This window comes from Acinetobacter sp. DMC2, assembly GCF_056314305.1.
Window position 1 is genome coordinate 20,663 of record NZ_JBQUYP010000008.1, and the last position, 20,727, is coordinate 41,389.

The following is a 20,727-nucleotide window of genomic DNA, read 5'->3' on the forward strand; positions in this document are numbered from 1 at the left end:
CCCACACCAGTTTGGCCTAACTAATAATTTACTTCCTGTAAAAAGAAAAAGACTTTTCTCGAAATTTTTAGCCTTTTTCTTTCTCTCTTTACGTATTACCACATAACCTGTTTTTTGTCATTTGCCGCTTCTACCGTTCCCAGTTTGCAATCCCTCTAAAGAGTAGGCGAACTTGTGTAGAAGCATTTTCAATAAAGGCAGCTTGATGCAGCTTGAGCTGTTCACCTTGATATTGTTTTGATAGGTTGAGCCACGTCATTGCCCATGTAAATGACATATTGGTCAAAATGGTAGATAAGACATTTAAGTCTTGAGGTTGTTGAATATGTTTAAAATTTTCGAGTTTAGTCAGATCCGTTGTTAGATCTTCAATTAGAAATTCGATTTCTCTAGCAATGGCTGCCCGAACCGTTTCTGAACCGCCCCAACGCTCGGAAATCATAAATTGCCACTGCTTAGGGCTATGATTTACCGCCTGAACAAATAGCTCAATGCTGGTCTGAGTTTTGGTCGATTTATGTTGTAAATAACTTTGACCTAATTGATGCAAAACACTTTTTAAATGTAGGGCAACTTGGTCAACCAATTCTTTACCGAGTTCATCCATGTCTTGAAAATGACGATAGAACGCTGTCGGTACTAAACCAACTTCACGTGCAACTTCACGCAAACTGATACTACTGAACGAGCGCCCAGACGTGCTCAGATGCAAGGCTGCATCTAGAAGTGCTTGACGACTTTGCTGTTTTCGTTCATCCCGTATCGACATTAAAAGAACCTATTTAAACCGTGAGCCAGAGTCTAACAAAAAAGAGCAAACTTTCATAAAAAAAATAGTGAACAAGTGTTGACTGAGTGAACAGTTATAAATATAGTGTACATATGTTCACTATACGAACATGTGTTCACTCAAATAAATAGCCAGATACAAAAGAGGAACGTATGAACGCAACACTTAGTTATCAGCCACATTTGGTTCGAGAAGATTTCGTTGATTTTGTTTTGCAGAAAATTAACGTGACTTGGGCTTGGAAACGCGTAATTGCAGAAGTTATTGCAGTTCAGTCTCTACATACCGATATGGTGCTTATTAAGCTTAAACCGAATCGTAATTTTAAGTTCGATCAGGTACGTGCTGGGCAAAGTATTTTATTAACGCTACTTATTGATGGAGTTTACCAACAGCGTAGTTATTCAATTATTGAAGTAACTCCTCAAGGTGAAATCTCTTTAGGTATTAAAGTACAAGGCTTGGTGTCTAGTGCAGCTCAACGATTACCTGTCGGAGAGTGCATTGAGATTTCACAGCCACAAGGTGATTTTACTTTGCACCAAGGCCAACAGCCTGCAATTTTAATTGCATCAGGTAGTGGTATTACTGCAATTTATTCACTTTTGCAGCAAGCTTTGAAGCAGCAGCTTAAACAGATTCATGTCATTTATTTTAATCGTGCAGAAATTTTTCATGCTGAATTAAAAGCTTTGTCAGAAAAGCATCCAGAGCTTCACTATCATTTTTTTAATACTGCTGAGCAAAAGCAGCATTTAACTGAAGGCCTATTGCAAAAGTTAGTTCCTGATTACGCAAAGACTGCGACGTATGTGTGTGGACACCACGGCATGATGCAACAGGCAAATGAAATTTATGCGCACCAAAGTGCTCAGTCGCAGCTTCATCAAGAATTTTTCATGCCTGTTCAAATCGAACAGTCTAATGAAGCACAACCCATCGTATTTCGCCGCTCGCAACAAAACTTTATTGCCACGACAACATTATTAAGCAGTGCAGAGCAGGCTGGCTTACGTCCACAGCATGGTTGCCGTATGGGTGTATGCAACCAATGTACGTGTACCAAAGTCAGTGGTGTCACCCAGAATATATTAACAGGCGAAATTGACGATCAACCAAATCGTGCAATTAAGTTATGCGTGAACCAGGCATTAAGCCCAGTCACGATTGATCTATAAAAACAAACATAAAAGAGATTTGAGGATACCATTATGAATATGGCAGTAGAATTGAAAGCAACACCGAAATCGGCACATTTAACCCCAGAGCAAACAGAAGCTTTTGGTCGCCGTATCGAAGAAATTCGTCTTGAAGTGATGAAAGATCTCGGGGAAAAAGATTCAAAATATATTTACAAAGTACGTAATTTTGTACGCTATACCGAAATTGCATCACGTGGCATGTTGATGTTTGGTGGTTGGATTCCACCAGTATGGTTGTTGGGTACGGCTATGCTCGGCATATCTAAAATCGTTGAAAACATGGAGCTCGGTCATAATGTGATGCATGGTCAGTTTGACTGGTTAAATGACCCAACGCTTAATGGTGCAACCTATGACTGGGATACGGTGTGTACTGGTGAAGACTGGAAATATACCCATAACTATAAGCATCATACCTATACCAATGTGTTTGGCATGGATCATGATATTAGCGGTTATGGTGTGATGCGCATGAGTCGTGAGCAAAAGTGGGAAACCCGTTTTTTATTCAACGTGCCAATGGGTTTTGTATTGTCAACGGGTTTTGAATGGCTATTAGCTTTGCAACGTCTAGAGATGGAAAAAGTGTTGTTTGATGGCACCAAAACTTGGAAAGAAGTATATGTAGAATCTAAAAATCTACGTAAAAAAATGGTACGTCAGTTTGGTAAAGATTATGTGCTGTTCCCACTCATTGCAGGACCAATGTTCTTGCCAGTATTGGCTGGTAACTTTTTTGCTAACTTGATCCGTAACTACTGGGCATCGACCGTGATTTATTGTGGTCATTTCACAGAAGACTCTGAAATTATTACTGACAACATTGATAATGAAACCAAAGCAGAGTGGTACTTGCGTCAGATTCGTGGTTCAGCAAACTTTACTGGCGGTAAAATCATGCATTTCTTGAGTGGTAACTTGAGCCATCAAATCGAACATCACTTGTTTCCTGATGTACCTGCCAACCGCTATCAAGAGATGGCACCTAAAGTACGTGAAGTTTGTGCAGAGTTCGGTCAACAGTACAATACAGCACCCTTTGGATCTCAAATTGTGAGTGTATATAAACGTCTGGCTGTTCACTCTTTGCCTGACAATATAGTTGACCATTTGGTGGCGACCAAGCGGAACTTTGTTGAGGCGGTGAAAGGTATGTTTGGCAAAGCTGCTTAATAAAGATAGAGCCTTGTTTAAGGCATTCCAAATAGCTCCTTTTAAGGGGCTATTTTTATTTTTGTGTCATGAAAAGTGCAGACTTACATTTGAATGTAGGGAATAAACTCAACCTGTCAAAATCCTTTGCTATACTATGCCCAAGTTTGTATTTAAGAGAAGTTAGGAAGGATTATGCGTATTGACCAACGTGCATTAGACCAATTACGTGAAGTGAAAATTACACGAAACTACACCCGTTATGCTGAAGGTTCTGTGCTGGTCGAATTTGGTCACACCAAAGTCCTTTGTACTGCAAGTATCGATAATTCAGTTCCACGGTTTTTAAAAGGGAAAGGACAGGGCTGGGTCACTGCTGAATATGGCATGTTACCGCGTTCAACACACTCACGTTGTGATCGTGAAGCAGCGCGTGGTAAACAGTCGGGCCGCACACAGGAAATCCAGCGCCTGATTGGTCGTAGCTTACGTGCTATGGTCGATTTGAAGAAGCTTGGGGAAAACACAATTACCATCGACTGTGATGTGATCCAAGCTGATGGTGGTACGCGTACGGCTTCAATCACTGGCGCGGCTGTAGCATTAGTTGATGCGATGAATGTTTTGTTATCTCAAAAGAAAATTAAGCATGATCCGCTTAAAGGATTAGTTGCTGCAATTTCTGTAGGTATGTATCAAGACGAAGTATTGCTTGATCTTTGCTATGAAGAAGATTCGAACTGTCAAACTGACTTAAACGTAGTAATGACACAAGCAGGCGAATTTATTGAAATTCAAGGTACTGCCGAAGATAAACCATTTACTCGTGCACAAAGCAATGACATGTTAGAAATGGCTGAAAAAGGGATTGCAGAGCTCATTAAAAAGCAACAAGAAGCTTTAGGCTGGTAATTTTACCCTTTCTAAAAAACGCATCTTCGGATGCGTTTTTTTATGTATTCATCAAATCGACATAAAAACATCACTTGCCTGTCACTTTTTCACTTTATTAGTAGTTCGCATTTAAACCGTTTGGAAAAAACCAATGCGAAAAATTTCACTTCTATTAATTACTTCTTTAGCACTTTTACTGAGTGCTTGTAACGATGATAACGACCTAGATAATTCATCGCCAACAACACCACCAACCAGTAATTGCAAAATGCACTGCGCACCATAATAAGAACTTAGGATAGAACTAATGAATCGTCGCGAATTTCTTTTAAATTCTACAAAAACTATGTTTGGGACAGCTGCTTTAGCGAGTTTCCCATTGAGTATTCAAAAAGCGCTGGCTATTGATGCCAAAGTTGAAAGTGGAACTATTCAAGATGTTAAGCACATCGTGATTTTGACTCAGGAAAACCGCTCATTCGATAATTATTTTGGAACACTAAAAGGCGTGCGTGGGTTCGGTGACCGCTTTACTATTCCAATGACGGAAAGTAGAAAGGTTTGGGAGCAATACGATGCCAAGAAAAATAAAGTATTGCCGTACCATCTCGATAGTCGTTTAGGAAATGCTCAGCGTGTTTCAGGAACTCCTCACTCATGGTCTGATGGCCAAGCAGCTTGGGACAATGGTCGCATGAGCGACTGGGTGGCTTATAAAAAACCGCAGTCGATGGGTTACTATAAAAAACAGGAAGTCGAATATCAATTTGCCTTAGCTAATGCTTTTACGATTTGTGATGCCTACCATTGTGCCATGCATGCGGGAACTAACCCGAACCGTAAGTTTATTTGGACGGGAACGAATGGCCCTACAGGTGCAGGTGTTGCCAGTGTGGTAAATGAATTTGATGGGATTGGGCCATCAACAGAAGGTTATGAATGGACGACGTATCCTGAGCGCTTACAGCAGGCTGGCGTAACATGGAAAGTTTATCAAAACATGCCGGATAACTTTACTGATAACCCGCTTGCAGGCTTTAAACAATATCGCCGTGCAAATGAACAATCGGGTCAGCCTGTCAGTAACGACACGCCAACATGCCCTGCATACGATGAAAAGATTGATGTGACTCAACCACTTTATAAAGGTATTGCTAACACTATGCCGGATGGTGGTTTTTTGGGAACCTTTAAAACTGATATTGCACAAGGTAAATTGCCGCAAGTGAGTTGGTTAGTCGCTCCTGCAACTTACAGTGAACATCCGGGACCATCTAGTCCTGTGCAGGGGGCTTGGTATATTCAGGAAGTATTAAATGCATTAACTGAAAATCCTGAACTGTGGAGCCAAACCGTTTTATTGGTGAACTTTGATGAGAATGATGGTTTCTTCGACCATGTTCCTTCACCGAGTGCGCCGTCTAAAGATATAAACGGTGTCGTATATGGAAAAACGACTTTAACTGAACAGCAAGTATCTTATGAATACTTTAACCATCCAGCAGTAGCAACTTCAAAATCTCAACCTGCCACAGACGGGCGAGTGTATGGGCCCGGCGTACGCGTTCCAATGTATGTGATTTCACCGTGGAGCCGTGGTGGCTGGGTGAATTCACAAGTCTTTGACCATACCTCTATTTTACAATTCTTAGAAAAACGCTTTGGTGTGCAAGAGCCAAATATTAGCCCATATCGCCGTGCCGTATGTGGTGATTTAACCACAGCATTTAATTTTAAAACCCCAAATCTTCTGCCTGTTGCTGAACTAGATGGGAAGAAAACAAAAGCTGAAGCCGATGCGATTCGTGTTGCTCAAGCCTTATTGCCACAAGTTCCTGTTCCGAGTCAGCAACAATTTCCTCAGCAGGAAATGGGAATTCGACCATCGCGCGCTTTGCCATATATCTTACACACCAGTGCCAAAGTCGATGCCACTCAAAAAACTGTAAAGCTGATGTTCTCAAATACGGGTAAGCAGGCAGCTGTTTTTCATGTGTATAACCGATTAGATCTTACGGTAGCTCCTCGTCGCTATATGGTTGAGGCGGGTAAACAGCTTGATGATGTGTGGAATACTATAAATGGACAGTACGATTTATGGGTACTTGGTCCAAATGGTTTCCACCGCGCGTTTGAAGGTAATCTGATCCAAGCCAATCAAACTCAAGCATTACCAGAAATTAGAGTGTGTGTGGAAGAGTGTGACGCGAATTTGTATTTAAAAGTTCGTCACGATGGTAATAAGTCAGTCAAGCTTAACGTCAAAGCAAATGCTTATCTTCCAAATAAGACATGGACTATAGAAACGAATAGTTCTGAAAAAGAATTAGTTTGGGATATGTCTGAATTTGGAGGTTGGTACGACTTCACTATGACTTTAGCTGATGATGCTACTTTCAGCCGCCGTTTTGCAGGACGTATTGAAACTCAAGAAGATTCAATTTCTGATCCATATATGGGGTATTTAGAGTCTTAAGTTGCTGTAATGCATGAATGTTAAGATGAAGTCTTAGGTCGATCATTATTTTAAATTAGTTAGCACGACGGAGTCTTATCATTTATTCATCCAGTGGAAGTAGCTAATTCGTTACTTTGGTTTCGCCCAAAGTAACCAAATGCATTTGTCATCTACAAAACCTGTTCTCTTTCTGCATATATCTGATTTATTGCAAAAACAATATATTTATAAATTTTGGGCAGGTTGTAGATGACATCTCGCACAATCTAATGTTGGGAAATATAAATGAAGAGAGTTAATAACTTGTCGTTTAGATGAATAATAAAAATAAAGACTTACCTTTTGTAACAGAATCTCCTAAGCCTCGTCATATTTTTCTTTTACCTTGAAACCCTGATTTTTTAAAGTAATGGGGAAAATTTATGCTACAAGGTTTTATTGTATTATTAGCAGTAGTTACATTTGTTTTAATGGCTGCTGACCCACGTGATAGTGGAGCACAAGCGACTCAGTCAGCATGGCAAAAAACACAAGCGGCAGACATGACCAAGTCGCAAAAAAATACCAATAATGATGCAGATTTTATCTAAGCATTAAAACGCATTGATAAATCCACAGCTCTAACATCTTTAGTCAGAACGCCCATAGAAATGTAATCAACGCCAGTAGTCGCCACTTCGCGTAAGTTTTCAATAGTGATATTGCCCGAAGCTTCGAGTTTACAGCGACCTGCCACATGTTTTACGGCATCAATCATTTGCTGTTGACTGAAGTTATCGAGCATAACAATGTCTGCACCAGCTTCAAGCGCTTGATTTAGCTCATCCCAAGTTTCAACTTCGACTTCAACAGGTTTACCCGGTGCAATTTGATGGGCTTTTTCAATTGCCTGAGCAATACCACCTGCCGCCATAATATGATTTTCTTTAATTAAAAATGCATCAAATAGACCGAGACGATGGTTCTGTCCGCCACCAATAGCTACAGCATATTTCTGTGCAATACGTAAGCCTGGTAAGGTTTTACGCGTATCGAGAAGTTTTGTATTTAAACCTTCAAGATGTTGAACATATTCAGCAGTTTTTGTTGCAACAGCAGACAAAGTTTGAATAAAGTTTAAAGCAGGGCGCTCTACAGTAAGTAAGCTACGTGCAGAGCCTGCAAGTTTTAAAAAGGCTTCATTTGCGGCAACACGGTCACCTTCTTGTTTTAACCAAGTTACCTGTACAGTATTGTCATAAGCTGAGATGAGTGCATTTACCCAAGGCTGGCCAGCTAAAACCATATCTTCACGGCTAATAATGGTCGCGGTTGCCTGCTCATCTTCAGGTGTAAGCATCGCGGTAATGTCACCGTCCCCAATATCTTCTTGTAATGCTTGTTGAATATTGATTTGAATTGATTGTTCAAGCAAAGACTGAGGTATGCTCATACGGTTTCCATTTTGTAGATGACCCTAAAACTTGCGATATATTAGCACCGTCGACTTTAAAAATAAGCTGTTTTATGAGATTAATCGCGATAAACAATCGTATTTACTGCTTTGAAAAGTAGATAACTGCTTTAAACTAAAACAATTGGCAAGCAATTTATTGGCATCTCAATGAAGCAAATCACACCGTATGAAGTTATAGATGGACAATTAAAAGGGGCGAGACAAATCCCTTCTCCAAATTTTAACCAGCGGCCGACGGGTACCGAAATTCAAATGATCGTCGTTCATAATATTAGCTTGCCACCGTCTCAATTCGGAGGTGGATATATTGAGCAGTTTTTTCAAAATAAATTAGATTGGTCAGTGCATCCTTATTTTCAGACCATTCAAGGCATGCAAGTTTCTACACATCTGTTAATTTTAAGAACAGGTGAAGTCCTACAGTTTGTTAATTTTAGTGATCGGGCATGGCATGCAGGGCGTTCGAGCTATTTAGCCAAAGTAGAATGCAATGATTATTCAATTGGGATAGAGCTTGAAGGAAGTGATGATTTACCTTTTGACGAAGTACAATACGAAGTATTAACCGATGTCGTTAATGCTATTCGTCAGGCTTATCCCGAAATTAAAAACCACATAGCAGGGCATTCAGACATTGCACCAGGCCGAAAAACTGATCCGGGACCTTATTTTAAATGGCAGTACTTTAGACAACTGTTAGTTCAGAAAAAAAGTTGAGTTCATTCATCATTTCACAACGAAAAGATTTTCTAGTTTCATTACAATAGCGTCTTTCGAATATAGCTGTAGGTGAGTACGATGGCATTGTGGCGATCGACTTTTATTGTCAGTGCAATGACGATGTTGTCACGAGTGTTAGGGCTCGTACGTGACGTCGTATTGCTCAACGTGTTTGGTGCAGGTAAAGATTTTGATACCTTCGTCGTCGCTTTTCGTATTCCCAACTTCTTTCGACGATTGTTTGCCGAAGGCGCCTTTTCTCAGGCCTTTATTCCAGTATTAACTGAATATAAAACAGGTCGAGCACACGCTGAAGTACAGATCTTGATTAGTCGAGTATTTGGTTGCTTGCTAACAGTCATGACCTTACTGACTTTTGTGGCTATGGTTTTAGCGCCTGCGATTATTTATATGTACGCACCAGGTTTCCATAGCGATCCTGAAAAGTTCGATTTAGCAGTCAGCATGTTCCGCCTGACCATTCCTTATTTATTATTTATGTCACTGACTGCTTTTGCTAGCAGTATTTTAAATAGTTATGGTTCGTTTGCTTCACCAGCTTTTTCACCAGTTTTACTGAATGTCGCAATGATTGCAGGTGCATGGTGGCTTACGCCGTATATGGCTGAACCCATCAAAGCCTTAGGTTGGTCGGTGGTCGTGGCAGGGATATTACAGTTAGCTATACAAATTCCTGAATTGTGGCGTAAAAACCTACTGATTCCACCTAAAGTTGATTTTAAACATGAAGGTGTAGAGCGTATTCTAAAATTAATGCTTCCAGCATTATTTGGGGTATCTGTTACTCAGATTAACCTGTTATTAAATACGATTTGGGCCTCTTTCATGCAAGATGGTTCAGTGTCTTGGCTCTATAGTGCAGAGCGTATGACTGAGTTGCCCTTAGGTTTAATTGGTGTTGCGATTGGTACAGTGATTTTACCTTCACTTTCCGCCCGTCATGCAGAGCAAGATCAAGCAAAGTTCCGCGGTATGATCGACTGGGCTGCAAAAATTATTGTATTAGTTGGCTTACCAGCAAGTATTGCCTTATTTATGCTTTCTACACCGATTATTCAGGCATTATTCCAACGTGGTGAGTTTGACCTCCATGATACACAAATGACAGCGCTTGCATTGCAATGTATGAGTGCAGGCGTGATTTCATTTATGCTGATTAAAGTCTTTGCACCAGGTTTTTATGCGCAGCAGGATACCAAAACACCCGTACGTGTCGGTTTAATGTCAGTCGCAGCGAATGCTATTTTAAACGTTGTATTTATTGGTTTCTTTAAGCTGATTGATTGGCAGGCAGAGCATATGGCACTTGCATTGGCATCTTCAGGTTCAGCTTTAGTGAATGCGGGTCTACTCTACTTCTATTTACACAAACGTAATATTTTCCGATTTGATTCGCATTGGAAAAAATTAGGGCTTCAATATGGTTTGGCAAACCTTGCCATGATTGCAGCACTGTGGTTTGCATTAAATTGGTATAACGGTGAACTTTCACAGTGGTTACGTATTGCCGAAGTAGTGGGATTGTGTGTTGTCGGCGTAGTTGCTTATCTGGTTGTTTTAATCATCACCGGTTTTCGTCCTAGAGACTTAAAACACTAAAATAAAAAAGCGATCTTAAATGATCGCTTTTTTTATATCTAATAAATTTATTTTGGTAAAACTTGTAGTAATTCAATATCAAAAATTAAAGTACTATTTGGACCAATCGTGTCACCAGCACCGACTTCACCATAAGCAAGATTGGCAGGAATAAAGAAACGGGTTTTTCCGCCTTCTTTCATGGTTTGTAGACCTTCTGTCCAACCTGCAATGACTTGGCTGAGCTGAAACTCAACTGGATGATTACGAGCAATAGAACTATCAAATACGGTTCCATCTAGTAAACGACCTTCATAATTCACTTTAACGCGAGAGGTAGCTTTCGGTTTTTGTCCACTACCTTCTTTTAACACTTGGTATTGGAGACCAGATTTAGTCGTCATCACACCAGATTTTTTTGCATTGTCAGCAAGAAATGCCGCACCTGCTTGAGCATTTAGTTGACCTGTTTTTTGAAACTCGACGAGTTGTTTGGCTTCTAATGTTTTCTTATAGTCATTAATCGCTTTTGCCATTTCTTCATCAGTTAAGCGTGCTGTTTTACTTTGAGCGCCTTCTTGGAGACCTTGGTAAAAAATATCAAGATTCAGATCTGTTAGTGCATCCGTATTATTACGACCCATTAAATAGCCATAACTATAACTAAATTGTTCTTTTGCTGGACTTTTATTCGTTATAGGAGTTGCAGCAAAAATAGATAAACTCATTGTTGATGCTGCAATCATTAAACCGATTTTTTTCATGCTGTTTTCCAAAAAAAAGGAGAGTAATGTTCTACTCTCCTGAATGTTTTTATTTCACTGAAATAAGTTCTACATCAAAAATCAGTGTACTGTTTGCTGGAATGCCAGGAACTTCCTGAGGACCATAGGCAAGATTTGATGGAATGAAGAAAGTCGCTTTACCGCCTTCTTTCATCAATTGAAGTCCCTCAGTCCAACCTGGAATTACTTGATTAAGAGGGAACTCAACTGGCTCACCGCGTTTATAAGAACTATCAAAAACCTGACCGTTAATTAAACGACCTTCATAATGTACTTTAACAACTGACTGAGCTGTTGGCTGTTTGCCAGTACCTTCTTTAGTAATGATATATTGCAAACCAGAAGCGGTTGTTTTTACGCCAGCTTTTGATTTATTTTCTGCAAGGAACTGCGCATCTGCAGATTCAGGAGTAGCATCAGCAGCTTGTTCCGGTTTATTTTGTTGCTGCATTTTTTGCTGCAATTCTTTTTCATAAGCTGCTACAGCAGCTTTTAACTCTTCTTGAGTATAAGCACTTGGCTGCTTGCTACGAGCATCATGAATCCCTTTCACAAATGCTTTTGTATCTAGCTCAGGTGGAGTTTGCTGAGCAACTTCATATCCAAGAACATAACTGATTTTTTCAATTGGAGAGGCATTCTTATTTGCCTTGCTTCCGACTTCTGTGGTCGGATGTTGGCTTGCATAATATACTGGTACAAGTGCAGCACCGCCTAAAACTACAGCGACAGCAATGGGTAAGGCTTTACTCATAAAAGGTTCCAAAAATAATCATTTGAGTCTAAAAGGCTGCTTTTGATCTTAGCATGCTTAAGCATAGAATGTTTAAGAAAAAAAACGAGTGGTTTTTTATATATTTTAGTTAGTTTTAGTAGGGATATACTTAAAAAAATCTTAAATAAAAAAACCGGATCATTTGATCCGGTTCTCTTATCACTTTACGATTAATCTTCTTTTTGTGCTTTATAAGCATAGGCATAGTTATAACCATAACCGTAGCCTGCGCTAGCACGTTGAATGTCATTGAGAATAAAGCCGTTGACTTTAACACCTGCTTGTTCGAAGCGATTAAGTGTTAATTCAAGCTCTTTCATTTGTGACTTAGCATAACGGGCAACAATTAAGTTCACACCCGTATATTGAGAAATAATAATACCATCAGTTACTGCCAACACTGGCGGAGTATCAATAATGATATGGTCATATTGGCTTTGTAGCTGTTCAAGTAATTCTTTAAACTGGTTTGAGCTTAAAATCTCTGAAGGATTAGTTGGGCTCTTACCACGCGTAATCACATCAAGGTTTGCCACAGGAGTCTTATGTAAAACTTTTTGTAGATCAGCTTGTCCGCTCAATAATTCAGAAAGACCTGGTTTCACATCAACGTCAAAATATTTGTGCATATAACCGCGACGCATATCGGCATCAATCAATAGTACTCGTTTGTCACCTTGGGCGAAAATTGTTGCAAGGTTGGTCGAAATAAACGACTTACCGACTTCTGGTGAAGGACCAGCAATCATAATGATATTATTTTTCGCACTCGCTAATGCAAAGTGAATCGCAGTACGGATACTACGTAAGCTCTCAATTGCAATATCATCACTATTTTTAACAGCAAGAATAGGAATACTCTTCTTCTTTTTTAAAATTTTGATGCGACTTTCTTGAATTGGAGAGCGTGGAACTGTTGCATAAACTGGTAAATCCAGTTCATTTTCAATTTGTCCAGAATCTTTAATTCCTGTACGTAACATATTGCGAAGTAACGCAATAACTGTCCCAATAAATCCACCTAAGAATAAAGATAAGATAAGCACTTGTAACTTTTTAGGTTTAATTGGTTCGACTGGCTCAACTGCCGTATCCACAATGCGAACATTACCAATTTCTCCTGCTTTTGCGATACGGAGTTGCTGGTAAGAGTTGAGTAGTGCTGTATAAAGTTGAGTTTTAACTTCAACTTCACGATACAGCTGTAAATATTGACGTTGTACATCTGGTAATTGTTTTAATGTATTATTTAATTCACCAATTTGTTTATTAATAGCAGTAAGCTGACCATTAATTTCACGCATTGCAGGGTGTTCAGCAGTATATTTTGCGGCCATTTCGGCTTGCTTTTGTTCAAGCTCTGCTTTCTTAGTTTCCAAAGTAATGCTTTGAGTTAAATAAAGCTCAGATTCTTTGGTTACATCGACAGTATTGTACTGTTGACGGAATTTGTTAAATTGACGCTCTGCATCATCTAATTGCTTTTTAAGGTCTGGGAGCTGTTCATCCAAAAACTTTAAAGTTTGAGCAGATTCAGCCGAACGACGTTCAACATTTTGGGCTGAGTAGGTTACTAAAATAGCATTTAAGACTTGAGTAATATGTTCTTTGTCATGTCCTTGGTAATTTAAGCCAAGAATACCTGTTAATTTACCGCGTTCTGCTACAGAATAATTTGAACTTATATTATCTACAGCTGCTGGAATAGATAGTTTCTCAATATTATATTTTGAACTTAACAGATCTTTAGTAAAGATTGCGACTTTCCATACTCCATAAGCTCCTGTGATTTGGTTATTTTGATTTATTGGAGCCGTGAGTACAACTTCATCAGTCTCAGGATCTACTAATTTAAAAGTTTTTTGATCAAAGCTTAATACAAGATGTCTATCTAAATAATATGGAGGTACTTCAAATCTTCGTATATCAAAACTTTTAGTGCCATCTTTAAATAGAACTGAGTTTTTAGTGTATTCAGCTTTATATTCAGTGTCACTTAATAAACGATGAGTAAACGTATTTTCAGTACTAGAAACGTGAATATCTAGATGTAACTCTTTAATAACCGAGCCTAAAACTAACCGAGACTTTAGGATTTCAATTTCAGCTTGAGCAGGAGACTTTTGCTCAATCATCTGTGATAAATCACCTAAAAGTGCAGCAGAAGCTCCTTTGCTGTCTTCAACTTGAACTAATGCATCAACCGAATAGGTATCTGGTGTTACACGTAAATAGAGTAAGGCACATACAAGGCTTAAAATAATGCAGAGGGCAATAAGTTTCCACTGAGCAATCAGTGAAAAAAATAATTCCTTTAGATCAATTGTATCTTCGGTATTAGTATTTTGGTTCATAAGCTTAAAATCTTGGCGTTAAATATAAGGTTTCCAGTCATCAACACATTGCTGTATGAGTTGGCAAGTTTCATCAAAAATAGTTTGATCATGCTGATAAGGATCTGGCACATTTTTGTTTTGCCAATGCCCTAAGCGATAGGTTTTACCTTTTGCAAAGGGCCAAGTCTGTTCAAGATGTTTTTGCTGGTTTTGACTCATCACTAAAATCAGATCAGCTCTCTTGATATGTTCTGCAGTAAGTTTACGTGCAACATGTGGTTGCATATCAATACCTAATCGTTGCATACAAAGTCGGGCTTTTTCATCAGCTTGATGACCACTAAGCCCTGAAATACCGGCAGACTCAATATTTAATTGGGGATATTGCTGTTTTAAAAAATACTCAGCCATAGGGCTACGACAAATATTTCCAATACAGACGACTAAAATATTTTTAAACTGCATAACAACTATTGTCCCAAACGGTCTATGTTATATAACGCACTTGAGAACGGAATAATTTGGTTGACAACACGTTGCCAACGAGTCAAGCCAGTCGCATCCACATAGACTATATCATTACTACGTAATTTAAATTGATTGGCTAACCCGAAATCACCAATACTCATTAAGTTTAAATGATAGAGTTCTGTTGTTCGGTCATTTGGATTGGTACGTAATACATAAATTCGACTCGCACTAGCAGATAAAGGGTTTAATCCTAAACTTTCACCTAATGCATCACTTAGTGTCATCCCTTGATCACGCATTGCTAATGCTTGGTTTTTACCGGATTCACCCATCACATAAATTTTCTGGTTTTCACGTGTACTTACATAAATAGTATCGTTTGGTTGAACTAATAACTTATGTAATGAATAACCTGCTTTCTCTAAATCAATCGTATTTAGATTATAGGTTTGGCCATTTCGAATAAGTTGAATATAAGTATTATCACCCTTATCAGTTACCCCTCCAGCAAGACCTAAAGCTGCATAAACGCTTACTGGTTGATCACTTAAATAGAACTGACCACCTTTTATCACGCTACCTTGAACAGAAAAGCGCTGACCTTCATAAGATAATACACGTACTATCACATCTGGATTTTTTAGAAAGCGTGCTAATTGATTATGTAATTCACGGTTTACTTGAGCAAGAGTTTTACCAGCTGCTTTATAGCGGCCTACTAAAGGAAACTGAATGTAGCCAGTTTGGTCGATTGGATAACCACTTGCCTGAATCGATTGTTCATTGTTTATATTATTTACAGGTGGAGTAATTTCAGGATATGCCCAAAGTTGGATAGAAAGAACATCACCTGAGCTTAAACGATATATAGGTTGCTGATTTTTAAATAAAGATTGGTAGTTGCTGCGATAATCAGTTTGTGCAGGTTGGATTGCCGGTAGTGTGTCTTGAGAGATTTTAACCACATTAACTGTAGTTCCGAGATCGGTTCTATACACACCCTCATCTGGAATATCATAAGTTTGTAAACCAGAAGTGACAGCACAACTAGCCACACTTAAACTCAAGGCAAGAACAGAAAAAAACTGACAATATTTCACACGGAACCCTTTGTGTATTTATCTTTAATTGATATCACTTGATATCGTTAATCGTTTAGCACTAAGTGCTTATCTTAGATATAGACGTTGTGATTCTAGCCGAAAAAAAATTAAAAAACATAGAAAAATCGTACAGCTTTGTATGATTAATTTATTTGTATAATTTAGAATTTCTAAGAAAAAGGAGGATAGCTTCTTAAAAATTACTTAAATATAACCAGTGAAAAAGCTTGTAAACACTTTTATACAATTGCTTTATAGTTGTTGAAAAAAAACTGATATAGTTACGCACGACAATATCCAGTCAAGATATATTTTTTATTATATATACAATTTGTAAGGAATAAGGCTAACTTTTATGCAACTTGCCGATTTAAGAATAGCGATTATAGGTTTAGGTTATGTAGGCTTGCCATTGGCAGTTGAGTTTGGCAAAAAAGTGCCAGTTGTGGGTTTTGATATTTATGAGAAACGTATAAGTGAATTAAAAAACGGTCAAGATCATACCCTAGAGGTTTCACCAGAAGAATTAAAACAAGCAGCTCAATTAAGTTACACCGCAAGTTTAGAAGATTTAAAAGATTGTAATTTTTTTATTGTTACGGTTCCAACCCCAATTGATGATTATAAACAGCCAGATTTAACACCTTTAGTTAAAGCCTCTACTAGTATTGGTAAAATTCTAAAGAAAGGTGATATTGTCGTATACGAGTCTACAGTTTATCCGGGTGCTACAGAAGAAGTTTGTATCCCTGTGCTCGAAGACATTTCAGGTTTAACGTTTAATAAAGACTTCTTTGCGGGTTATAGCCCAGAACGTATTAACCCTGGTGATAAACTTCACCGTGTTACTAATATTTTAAAAATCACCTCAGGTTCAACACCAGAAATTGCTGATTATATTGATGAAGTTTACAATTTAATTATTGAAGCAGGAACACATAAAGCAGCGAGTATAAAAGTTGCCGAAGCTGCAAAAGTTATCGAAAACACACAGCGTGACGTTAATATTGCCTTAATTAATGAATTGGCGCTTATTTTTAACAAGCTTGGTATTGATACAGAAGAAGTACTTAAGGCTGCGGGTACAAAATGGAACTTCTTACCATTCCGCCCAGGTTTAGTTGGTGGGCACTGTATCGGAGTAGACCCATACTATTTAACTCATAAAGCGCAAGCAATTGGATATCATCCAGAAATTATTTTAGCAGGGCGCCGATTGAATGATTCAATGGGGGCATATGTTGTTACTCAACTTGTCAAAGGAATGATAAAAAAGAAAATTCAAGTTGAAGGCGCTAAGGTTTTAGTATTAGGCCTAAGCTTTAAAGAAAATTGCCCAGATATTCGTAATACTAAAATTATTGATATTGTAAAAGAATTACAAGAATATCATATGGATGTTGATGTATATGATCCTTGGATTGATAGTGAGGAAACACAACACGAATATGGTATTACTCCGGTTAACCAGCCTACAGCAGGTCAATATGATGCTGTAATATTAGCAGTTGCTCATAATGAATTTAAAGAAATGGGTATTGAGGCAATTCGATCTTTAGGTAAAGCATCACATGTTCTTTATGATCTGAAATATGTTCTAGCTCAATCTGAGTCAGATATCCGTCTATAATATTTGTTGAGAAAAAATATGAAACAATATGAACAAGTATTGGAACAGCTAAAGAACACACCTAAAACATGGTTAATAACTGGAGTTGCGGGTTTTATTGGATCAAACCTGTTAGAAACTTTATTAAAGTTAAATCAAAAAGTAATTGGTTTAGACAACTTTGCTACAGGTCATCAATATAATCTGGATGAGGTAGAGGGTTTAGTTACCAGTGAACAGTGGAAGAATTTCACTTTCTATAATGGTGACATTCGAAACTTAGAAGATTGTCAGAAGGCATGTACAAACGTTGACTACGTTTTACATCAAGCTGCTCTCGGTTCTGTTCCGCGTTCAATTGCTGATCCAATATTGACAAATAGTGCCAATATTACGGGTTTTTTAAATATGCTCGTTGCAGCAAGAGATGCCCAAGTTGAAAGCTTTACTTATGCTGCGAGTAGCTCTACATATGGTGACCATCCTGCATTACCAAAAGTAGAAGAAAATATTGGTAATCCATTATCTCCTTACGCAGTAACTAAATATGTAAATGAGCTTTATGCTGAAGTTTTTGCTCGTACATATGGTTTTAAAGCAATAGGTTTACGTTATTTTAATGTGTTTGGTAAACGTCAAGATCCTAATGGAGCGTATGCTGCAGTTATTCCAAAATGGACAGCAGCTATGATTCAAGGAGATGATGTATTTATCAATGGCGACGGTGAGACTAGTCGCGATTTTTGTTATATCGAAAATACAGTACAAGCTAATATTTTAGCGGCCATCGCAAATGATGAGGCTAAAAATCAAGTCTATAATGTGGCGGTAGGGGATAGAACTACCCTAAATGATTTATTTAAGGCTATTAAATCTGCTTTAAACGAAAATGGAATCTCTTGTAACAAAGAACCTGTTTATCGTGAATTTAGAGCTGGTGATGTAAGGCATTCTCAAGCAGATGTAACTAAAATCAAAACATTACTAGGATATGATCCAAAATTTAGAATTTTTGAAGGTATATCACAAGCAATGGTTTGGTATAAGCATTTCTTAAATTAAATCGCATGTTATCTCTATTAAATAAAGCAAAGTTCTTACTAAGTGGGAATATTTTATTTGCTTTTTCTCAATGGCTAATATTAATTTTTATTAGCCATTTTTCTGATAATCAAGCTGTAGGTGCATATACATATGCATTGGCATTAGTGACACCTGTTTTTATGCTCACTAACTTACAGCTTCGTCCAATTGTTGTAGCTGAGTTTAATCTCAATTCAAATTTTAACTATAAATCTTATTTTGCTTTGAGATTTTATAGTATATTTTTAGCTATATTGGTTTCCTTTTTACTATCTTTTTTATCTAGTAGTAATGTTTGGAAAGTAGTTTTATTACTTGGATGTATTAAAGCATTAGAAGCAATCTCAGATATTATTTATGCATATTATAATGCTCAAGGGAAAACGAAATTAATTAGCTTATCTCTTACGATAAAATCTTTAGCTTTAATTTTAGTTTTTGGAAGTTTGCTATATTTTTATAATTTATTGAATATTGGTTTGATAGGTATAATATTAATTTATGTATTAACTTTACTGCTGATAGATTTTCGTAATATTGGTTTAAATAAGAAATATTTTTATTTAAATGTAGTGGATTTTAAAAATATTATTATTTTAGCATTACCTTTAGGGATATCTGTAATGCTAGTTGCTTTACAAAGCAATATACCTCGCTTTTTTTTAGAGAAATTTTTTAACTTAGAGTATGTTGGTGTTTTTTCAGTTTTTTATTATTTCATTATCGTAGGTGGAATAGTAATAAATTCAATATGCCAATTTATTAGTCCAAGATTCTCTATTCTTTTTAAAGAAAATAAAATGCATGAGCTAAGTAAATTAACTATGCAGGCGTGGGGAATGGCAGGTTTTTTAGGAATAAGTGGTTTAATAGTTTCGATTACTTTAGGTGGTTTTTTCGTTAATCTTCTTTATGGCCCCCATTATTTGATTTGGATAGATATACTAAATATTGTAATGTTTGCGGGATTATTTACTTACTTGTCAGTAGTAAATGGATATTTGATGACAAGCCTCGGTCTAATAAAAATACAACTTCCATTATTTCTATTTCTAACTATTTTTACTTTAGTCTTATGTTGGATTTTAATACCAGCTTATGGTTTGTTAGGTGCAGCTTGGGCTACCGTTGCATCTTCTGCTGCTCAGTTCATTTTGAGTACATTAATTTTATATAGGAATATGGTGAGAAAAGTAGATGCGTAAAAAAGTATTGCATGTAATTACTAACTTTTCAGCACTTGGCGGTGCAGAAATGATGTTGCAGAAGCTTATTCTTGCTCAACCAGAATATGATCACTACCTTATTTCACTTATTAACCTTTCAGATATTTATGAAGAAAGTTTAAAGCAAGTTAAATTGTCAAAAGCTTTGAATTGGAAAATTACGAATACAGCAAAAACAATATCTAGTTTAGCTAAAGAAATTGATAGTATTCAACCAGACATAATTCAAAGTTGGATGTATCATGCCAATTTCATGGTAACGATTGCTAACACTTTTTGTAAACAGAGCTATCCAATATATTGGGGTATACACCATTCTTTAAATTCAATTTCAGAAGAGTCCTTGAGCACAAAAGCTGCGATATATTTGAATAAATATTTATCAAAGAAGGCTACAGGAATTGTTTACTGTGCTCAATCTTCTTTAAAACAACATATGCGATTTGGTTTTAAAAATAAAAATCAGGTTTTTATTCCAAACGGAATTGATTTGGAAAAGTTTAGATTTGTTGAAAGAGATTTTAGTAGCCCTATTACAATTGGCTTTGTTGGCAGAAATCATAAAGCAAAAGGAATTCCATATTTATTTGAGGTGATGTCCGCCTTTAAAGATGACCCTAGAATAGAGTTTAGAGTTGCTGGTAAAGGCCTATCCTTAAAAGATAAAGAGATTGAAGACTTATCTAAAAAATTTGTAATTGGAACTAATGTTATTTTGCTTGATGCTGTCAAAGAAATGGAAGCTTTTTATCATGGTATTGATGTGTTATTAATGACTTCTATTACAGAAGGTTTTCCAAATGTTTTAATTGAGGCTATGGCAACAGGTGCTATTTGTATCTCTACAGATGTAGGTGATGCGAAGGAGATTGTTGGCGGTAAAAATAATATTGCACCCATCCATGATATAACTACATTGATAAAACTTATAAATGATTATCTTAATATGAATGTATTGCTTAAGAAAGATATTTCTAAAAAGGCATGTATGCATGTTGAAAAGAATTTTAGTTTAGAATGTATTGTGAGTGAATATAGTAGTATGTGGCAATTGAAGATAATGTGAGA

At 37.3% G+C, this 20,727-nt stretch carries 19 protein-coding genes; 12 read left to right on the forward strand and 7 right to left on the reverse strand.

The features are described 5' to 3' along the window. Window positions 1–130: 130 nt before the first annotated feature. Window positions 131–769, reverse strand: a complete 639-nt coding sequence (locus tag ACT53H_RS16800) for a TetR family transcriptional regulator (protein WP_476009709.1) — start codon at window positions 767–769, stop codon at window positions 131–133. A 173-nt stretch (window positions 770–942) separates the two neighbouring features. Between ACT53H_RS16800 and ACT53H_RS16805 the strand changes: the two genes are divergently transcribed. The 6 genes from ACT53H_RS16805 to ACT53H_RS16830 all read left to right on the forward strand — a co-directional run bounded on the left by ACT53H_RS16805 (window position 943) and on the right by ACT53H_RS16830 (window position 7,086). Further along, window positions 943–1,968 (forward strand): ferredoxin reductase, encoded by a 1,026-nt coding sequence (locus tag ACT53H_RS16805; protein WP_476009710.1) that lies wholly within the window; start codon window positions 943–945, stop codon window positions 1,966–1,968. A 33-nt stretch (window positions 1,969–2,001) separates the two neighbouring features. After that, the gene (locus ACT53H_RS16810; protein ID WP_476009711.1) at window positions 2,002–3,165 is read left to right on the forward strand and encodes a fatty acid desaturase family protein; all 1,164 of its coding nucleotides are present in this window, start codon (window positions 2,002–2,004) and stop codon (window positions 3,163–3,165) included. A 174-nt stretch (window positions 3,166–3,339) separates the two neighbouring features. Beyond that, window positions 3,340–4,056, forward strand: a complete 717-nt coding sequence (rph, locus tag ACT53H_RS16815) for a ribonuclease PH (RefSeq protein ID WP_004795487.1) — start codon at window positions 3,340–3,342, stop codon at window positions 4,054–4,056. A 133-nt stretch (window positions 4,057–4,189) separates the two neighbouring features. After that, a complete protein-coding gene (locus tag ACT53H_RS16820) occupies window positions 4,190–4,324 on the forward strand; it encodes a hypothetical protein (RefSeq protein WP_262444575.1) in 135 nt (44 codons plus the stop codon). Window positions 4,325–4,345: 21 nt separating this feature from the next. Then, the gene (locus ACT53H_RS16825; protein ID WP_476009712.1) at window positions 4,346–6,514 is read left to right on the forward strand and encodes a phosphocholine-specific phospholipase C; all 2,169 of its coding nucleotides are present in this window, start codon (window positions 4,346–4,348) and stop codon (window positions 6,512–6,514) included. A 404-nt stretch (window positions 6,515–6,918) separates the two neighbouring features. Then, window positions 6,919–7,086: an ABZJ_00068 family colistin stress protein gene (locus tag ACT53H_RS16830; protein ID WP_000938939.1), complete on the forward strand. Its 168-nt coding sequence runs from the start codon at window positions 6,919–6,921 to the stop codon at window positions 7,084–7,086. Here ACT53H_RS16830 and nadC read toward each other — a convergent pair. Continuing rightward, window positions 7,083–7,928 (reverse strand): carboxylating nicotinate-nucleotide diphosphorylase, encoded by an 846-nt coding sequence (nadC, locus tag ACT53H_RS16835; protein WP_016139677.1) that lies wholly within the window; start codon window positions 7,926–7,928, stop codon window positions 7,083–7,085. The genes ACT53H_RS16830 and nadC overlap by 4 nt on opposite strands. 171 nt (window positions 7,929–8,099) lie before the next feature. Here nadC and ampD point away from each other — a divergent pair, with 171 nt between their 5' ends. Continuing rightward, window positions 8,100–8,669 carry a 1,6-anhydro-N-acetylmuramyl-L-alanine amidase AmpD gene (gene ampD, locus ACT53H_RS16840; RefSeq protein ID WP_476009713.1) on the forward strand — a complete coding sequence of 190 codons (570 nt, stop codon included), beginning with the start codon at window positions 8,100–8,102 and terminating at the stop codon, window positions 8,667–8,669. Between the two features lie 72 nt (window positions 8,670–8,741). Continuing rightward, on the forward strand, window positions 8,742–10,292 hold the full coding sequence (murJ, locus tag ACT53H_RS16845) for a murein biosynthesis integral membrane protein MurJ (protein WP_171500752.1): 1,551 nt from the start codon (window positions 8,742–8,744) through the stop codon (window positions 10,290–10,292). A gap of 47 nt (window positions 10,293–10,339) precedes the next feature. Here the strand turns inward: murJ and ACT53H_RS16850 are convergent, their stop codons facing one another. The 5 genes from ACT53H_RS16850 to ACT53H_RS16870 form a co-directional block, all read right to left on the reverse strand. Further along, the gene (locus ACT53H_RS16850) at window positions 10,340–11,035 is read right to left on the reverse strand and encodes an FKBP-type peptidyl-prolyl cis-trans isomerase (RefSeq protein ID WP_217487287.1); all 696 of its coding nucleotides are present in this window, start codon (window positions 11,033–11,035) and stop codon (window positions 10,340–10,342) included. A gap of 49 nt (window positions 11,036–11,084) precedes the next feature. Beyond that, window positions 11,085–11,810: an FKBP-type peptidyl-prolyl cis-trans isomerase gene (locus ACT53H_RS16855; RefSeq protein WP_174730251.1), complete on the reverse strand. Its 726-nt coding sequence runs from the start codon at window positions 11,808–11,810 to the stop codon at window positions 11,085–11,087. Between the two features lie 191 nt (window positions 11,811–12,001). Then, window positions 12,002–14,185: a polysaccharide biosynthesis tyrosine autokinase gene (locus ACT53H_RS16860; protein WP_476009714.1), complete on the reverse strand. Its 2,184-nt coding sequence runs from the start codon at window positions 14,183–14,185 to the stop codon at window positions 12,002–12,004. A gap of 18 nt (window positions 14,186–14,203) precedes the next feature. Then, window positions 14,204–14,632, reverse strand: a complete 429-nt coding sequence (locus tag ACT53H_RS16865) for a low molecular weight protein-tyrosine-phosphatase (protein ID WP_174739057.1) — start codon at window positions 14,630–14,632, stop codon at window positions 14,204–14,206. Window positions 14,633–14,637: 5 nt separating this feature from the next. Further along, window positions 14,638–15,738 (reverse strand): polysaccharide biosynthesis/export family protein, encoded by a 1,101-nt coding sequence (locus tag ACT53H_RS16870; RefSeq protein ID WP_174739055.1) that lies wholly within the window; start codon window positions 15,736–15,738, stop codon window positions 14,638–14,640. Between the two features lie 358 nt (window positions 15,739–16,096). Between ACT53H_RS16870 and tviB the strand changes: the two genes are divergently transcribed. The 4 genes from tviB to ACT53H_RS16890 are packed head-to-tail and all read left to right on the forward strand — an operon-like array spanning window position 16,097 to window position 20,725. Beyond that, window positions 16,097–17,371, forward strand: a complete 1,275-nt coding sequence (gene tviB, locus ACT53H_RS16875; protein ID WP_174742091.1) for a Vi polysaccharide biosynthesis UDP-N-acetylglucosamine C-6 dehydrogenase TviB — start codon at window positions 16,097–16,099, stop codon at window positions 17,369–17,371. A gap of 18 nt (window positions 17,372–17,389) precedes the next feature. After that, window positions 17,390–18,412 (forward strand): NAD-dependent epimerase/dehydratase family protein, encoded by a 1,023-nt coding sequence (locus ACT53H_RS16880; RefSeq protein ID WP_174742093.1) that lies wholly within the window; start codon window positions 17,390–17,392, stop codon window positions 18,410–18,412. A gap of 5 nt (window positions 18,413–18,417) precedes the next feature. Further along, window positions 18,418–19,638 (forward strand): MATE family efflux transporter, encoded by a 1,221-nt coding sequence (locus ACT53H_RS16885; protein WP_476009715.1) that lies wholly within the window; start codon window positions 18,418–18,420, stop codon window positions 19,636–19,638. Continuing rightward, window positions 19,631–20,725, forward strand: coding sequence for a glycosyltransferase (locus ACT53H_RS16890; RefSeq protein ID WP_476009716.1), 1,095 nt, complete (start codon window positions 19,631–19,633; stop codon window positions 20,723–20,725). Before ACT53H_RS16885 ends, ACT53H_RS16890 begins: the two co-directional genes overlap by 8 nt. Window positions 20,726–20,727 lie beyond the last annotated feature (2 nt).

Excerpts from the sequence above, each read along its gene's own strand:
- ACT53H_RS16810 (WP_476009711.1), top strand. The coding sequence starts at position 2,002 with ATGAATATGGCAGTAGAATTGAAAGCAACACCGAAATCGGCACATTTA.
- ACT53H_RS16885 (WP_476009715.1), top strand. The coding sequence starts at position 18,418 with ATGTTATCTCTATTAAATAAAGCAAAGTTCTTACTAAGTGGGAATATT.
- ampD (WP_476009713.1), top strand. The coding sequence starts at position 8,100 with ATGAAGCAAATCACACCGTATGAAGTTATAGATGGACAATTAAAAGGG.
- ACT53H_RS16805 (WP_476009710.1), top strand. The coding sequence starts at position 943 with ATGAACGCAACACTTAGTTATCAGCCACATTTGGTTCGAGAAGATTTC.
- ACT53H_RS16865 (WP_174739057.1), bottom strand. The coding sequence starts at position 14,632 with ATGCAGTTTAAAAATATTTTAGTCGTCTGTATTGGAAATATTTGTCGT.
- ACT53H_RS16830 (WP_000938939.1), top strand. The coding sequence starts at position 6,919 with ATGCTACAAGGTTTTATTGTATTATTAGCAGTAGTTACATTTGTTTTA.
- ACT53H_RS16855 (WP_174730251.1), bottom strand. The coding sequence starts at position 11,810 with ATGAGTAAAGCCTTACCCATTGCTGTCGCTGTAGTTTTAGGCGGTGCT.
- ACT53H_RS16850 (WP_217487287.1), bottom strand. The coding sequence starts at position 11,035 with ATGAAAAAAATCGGTTTAATGATTGCAGCATCAACAATGAGTTTATCT.
- ACT53H_RS16880 (WP_174742093.1), top strand. The coding sequence starts at position 17,390 with ATGAAACAATATGAACAAGTATTGGAACAGCTAAAGAACACACCTAAA.
- ACT53H_RS16890 (WP_476009716.1), top strand. The coding sequence starts at position 19,631 with ATGCGTAAAAAAGTATTGCATGTAATTACTAACTTTTCAGCACTTGGC.
- ACT53H_RS16860 (WP_476009714.1), bottom strand. The coding sequence starts at position 14,185 with ATGAACCAAAATACTAATACCGAAGATACAATTGATCTAAAGGAATTA.
- nadC (WP_016139677.1), bottom strand. The coding sequence starts at position 7,928 with ATGAGCATACCTCAGTCTTTGCTTGAACAATCAATTCAAATCAATATT.
- ACT53H_RS16825 (WP_476009712.1), top strand. The coding sequence starts at position 4,346 with ATGAATCGTCGCGAATTTCTTTTAAATTCTACAAAAACTATGTTTGGG.
- ACT53H_RS16820 (WP_262444575.1), top strand. The coding sequence starts at position 4,190 with ATGCGAAAAATTTCACTTCTATTAATTACTTCTTTAGCACTTTTACTG.
- ACT53H_RS16800 (WP_476009709.1), bottom strand. The coding sequence starts at position 769 with ATGTCGATACGGGATGAACGAAAACAGCAAAGTCGTCAAGCACTTCTA.
- rph (WP_004795487.1), top strand. The coding sequence starts at position 3,340 with ATGCGTATTGACCAACGTGCATTAGACCAATTACGTGAAGTGAAAATT.
- tviB (WP_174742091.1), top strand. The coding sequence starts at position 16,097 with ATGCAACTTGCCGATTTAAGAATAGCGATTATAGGTTTAGGTTATGTA.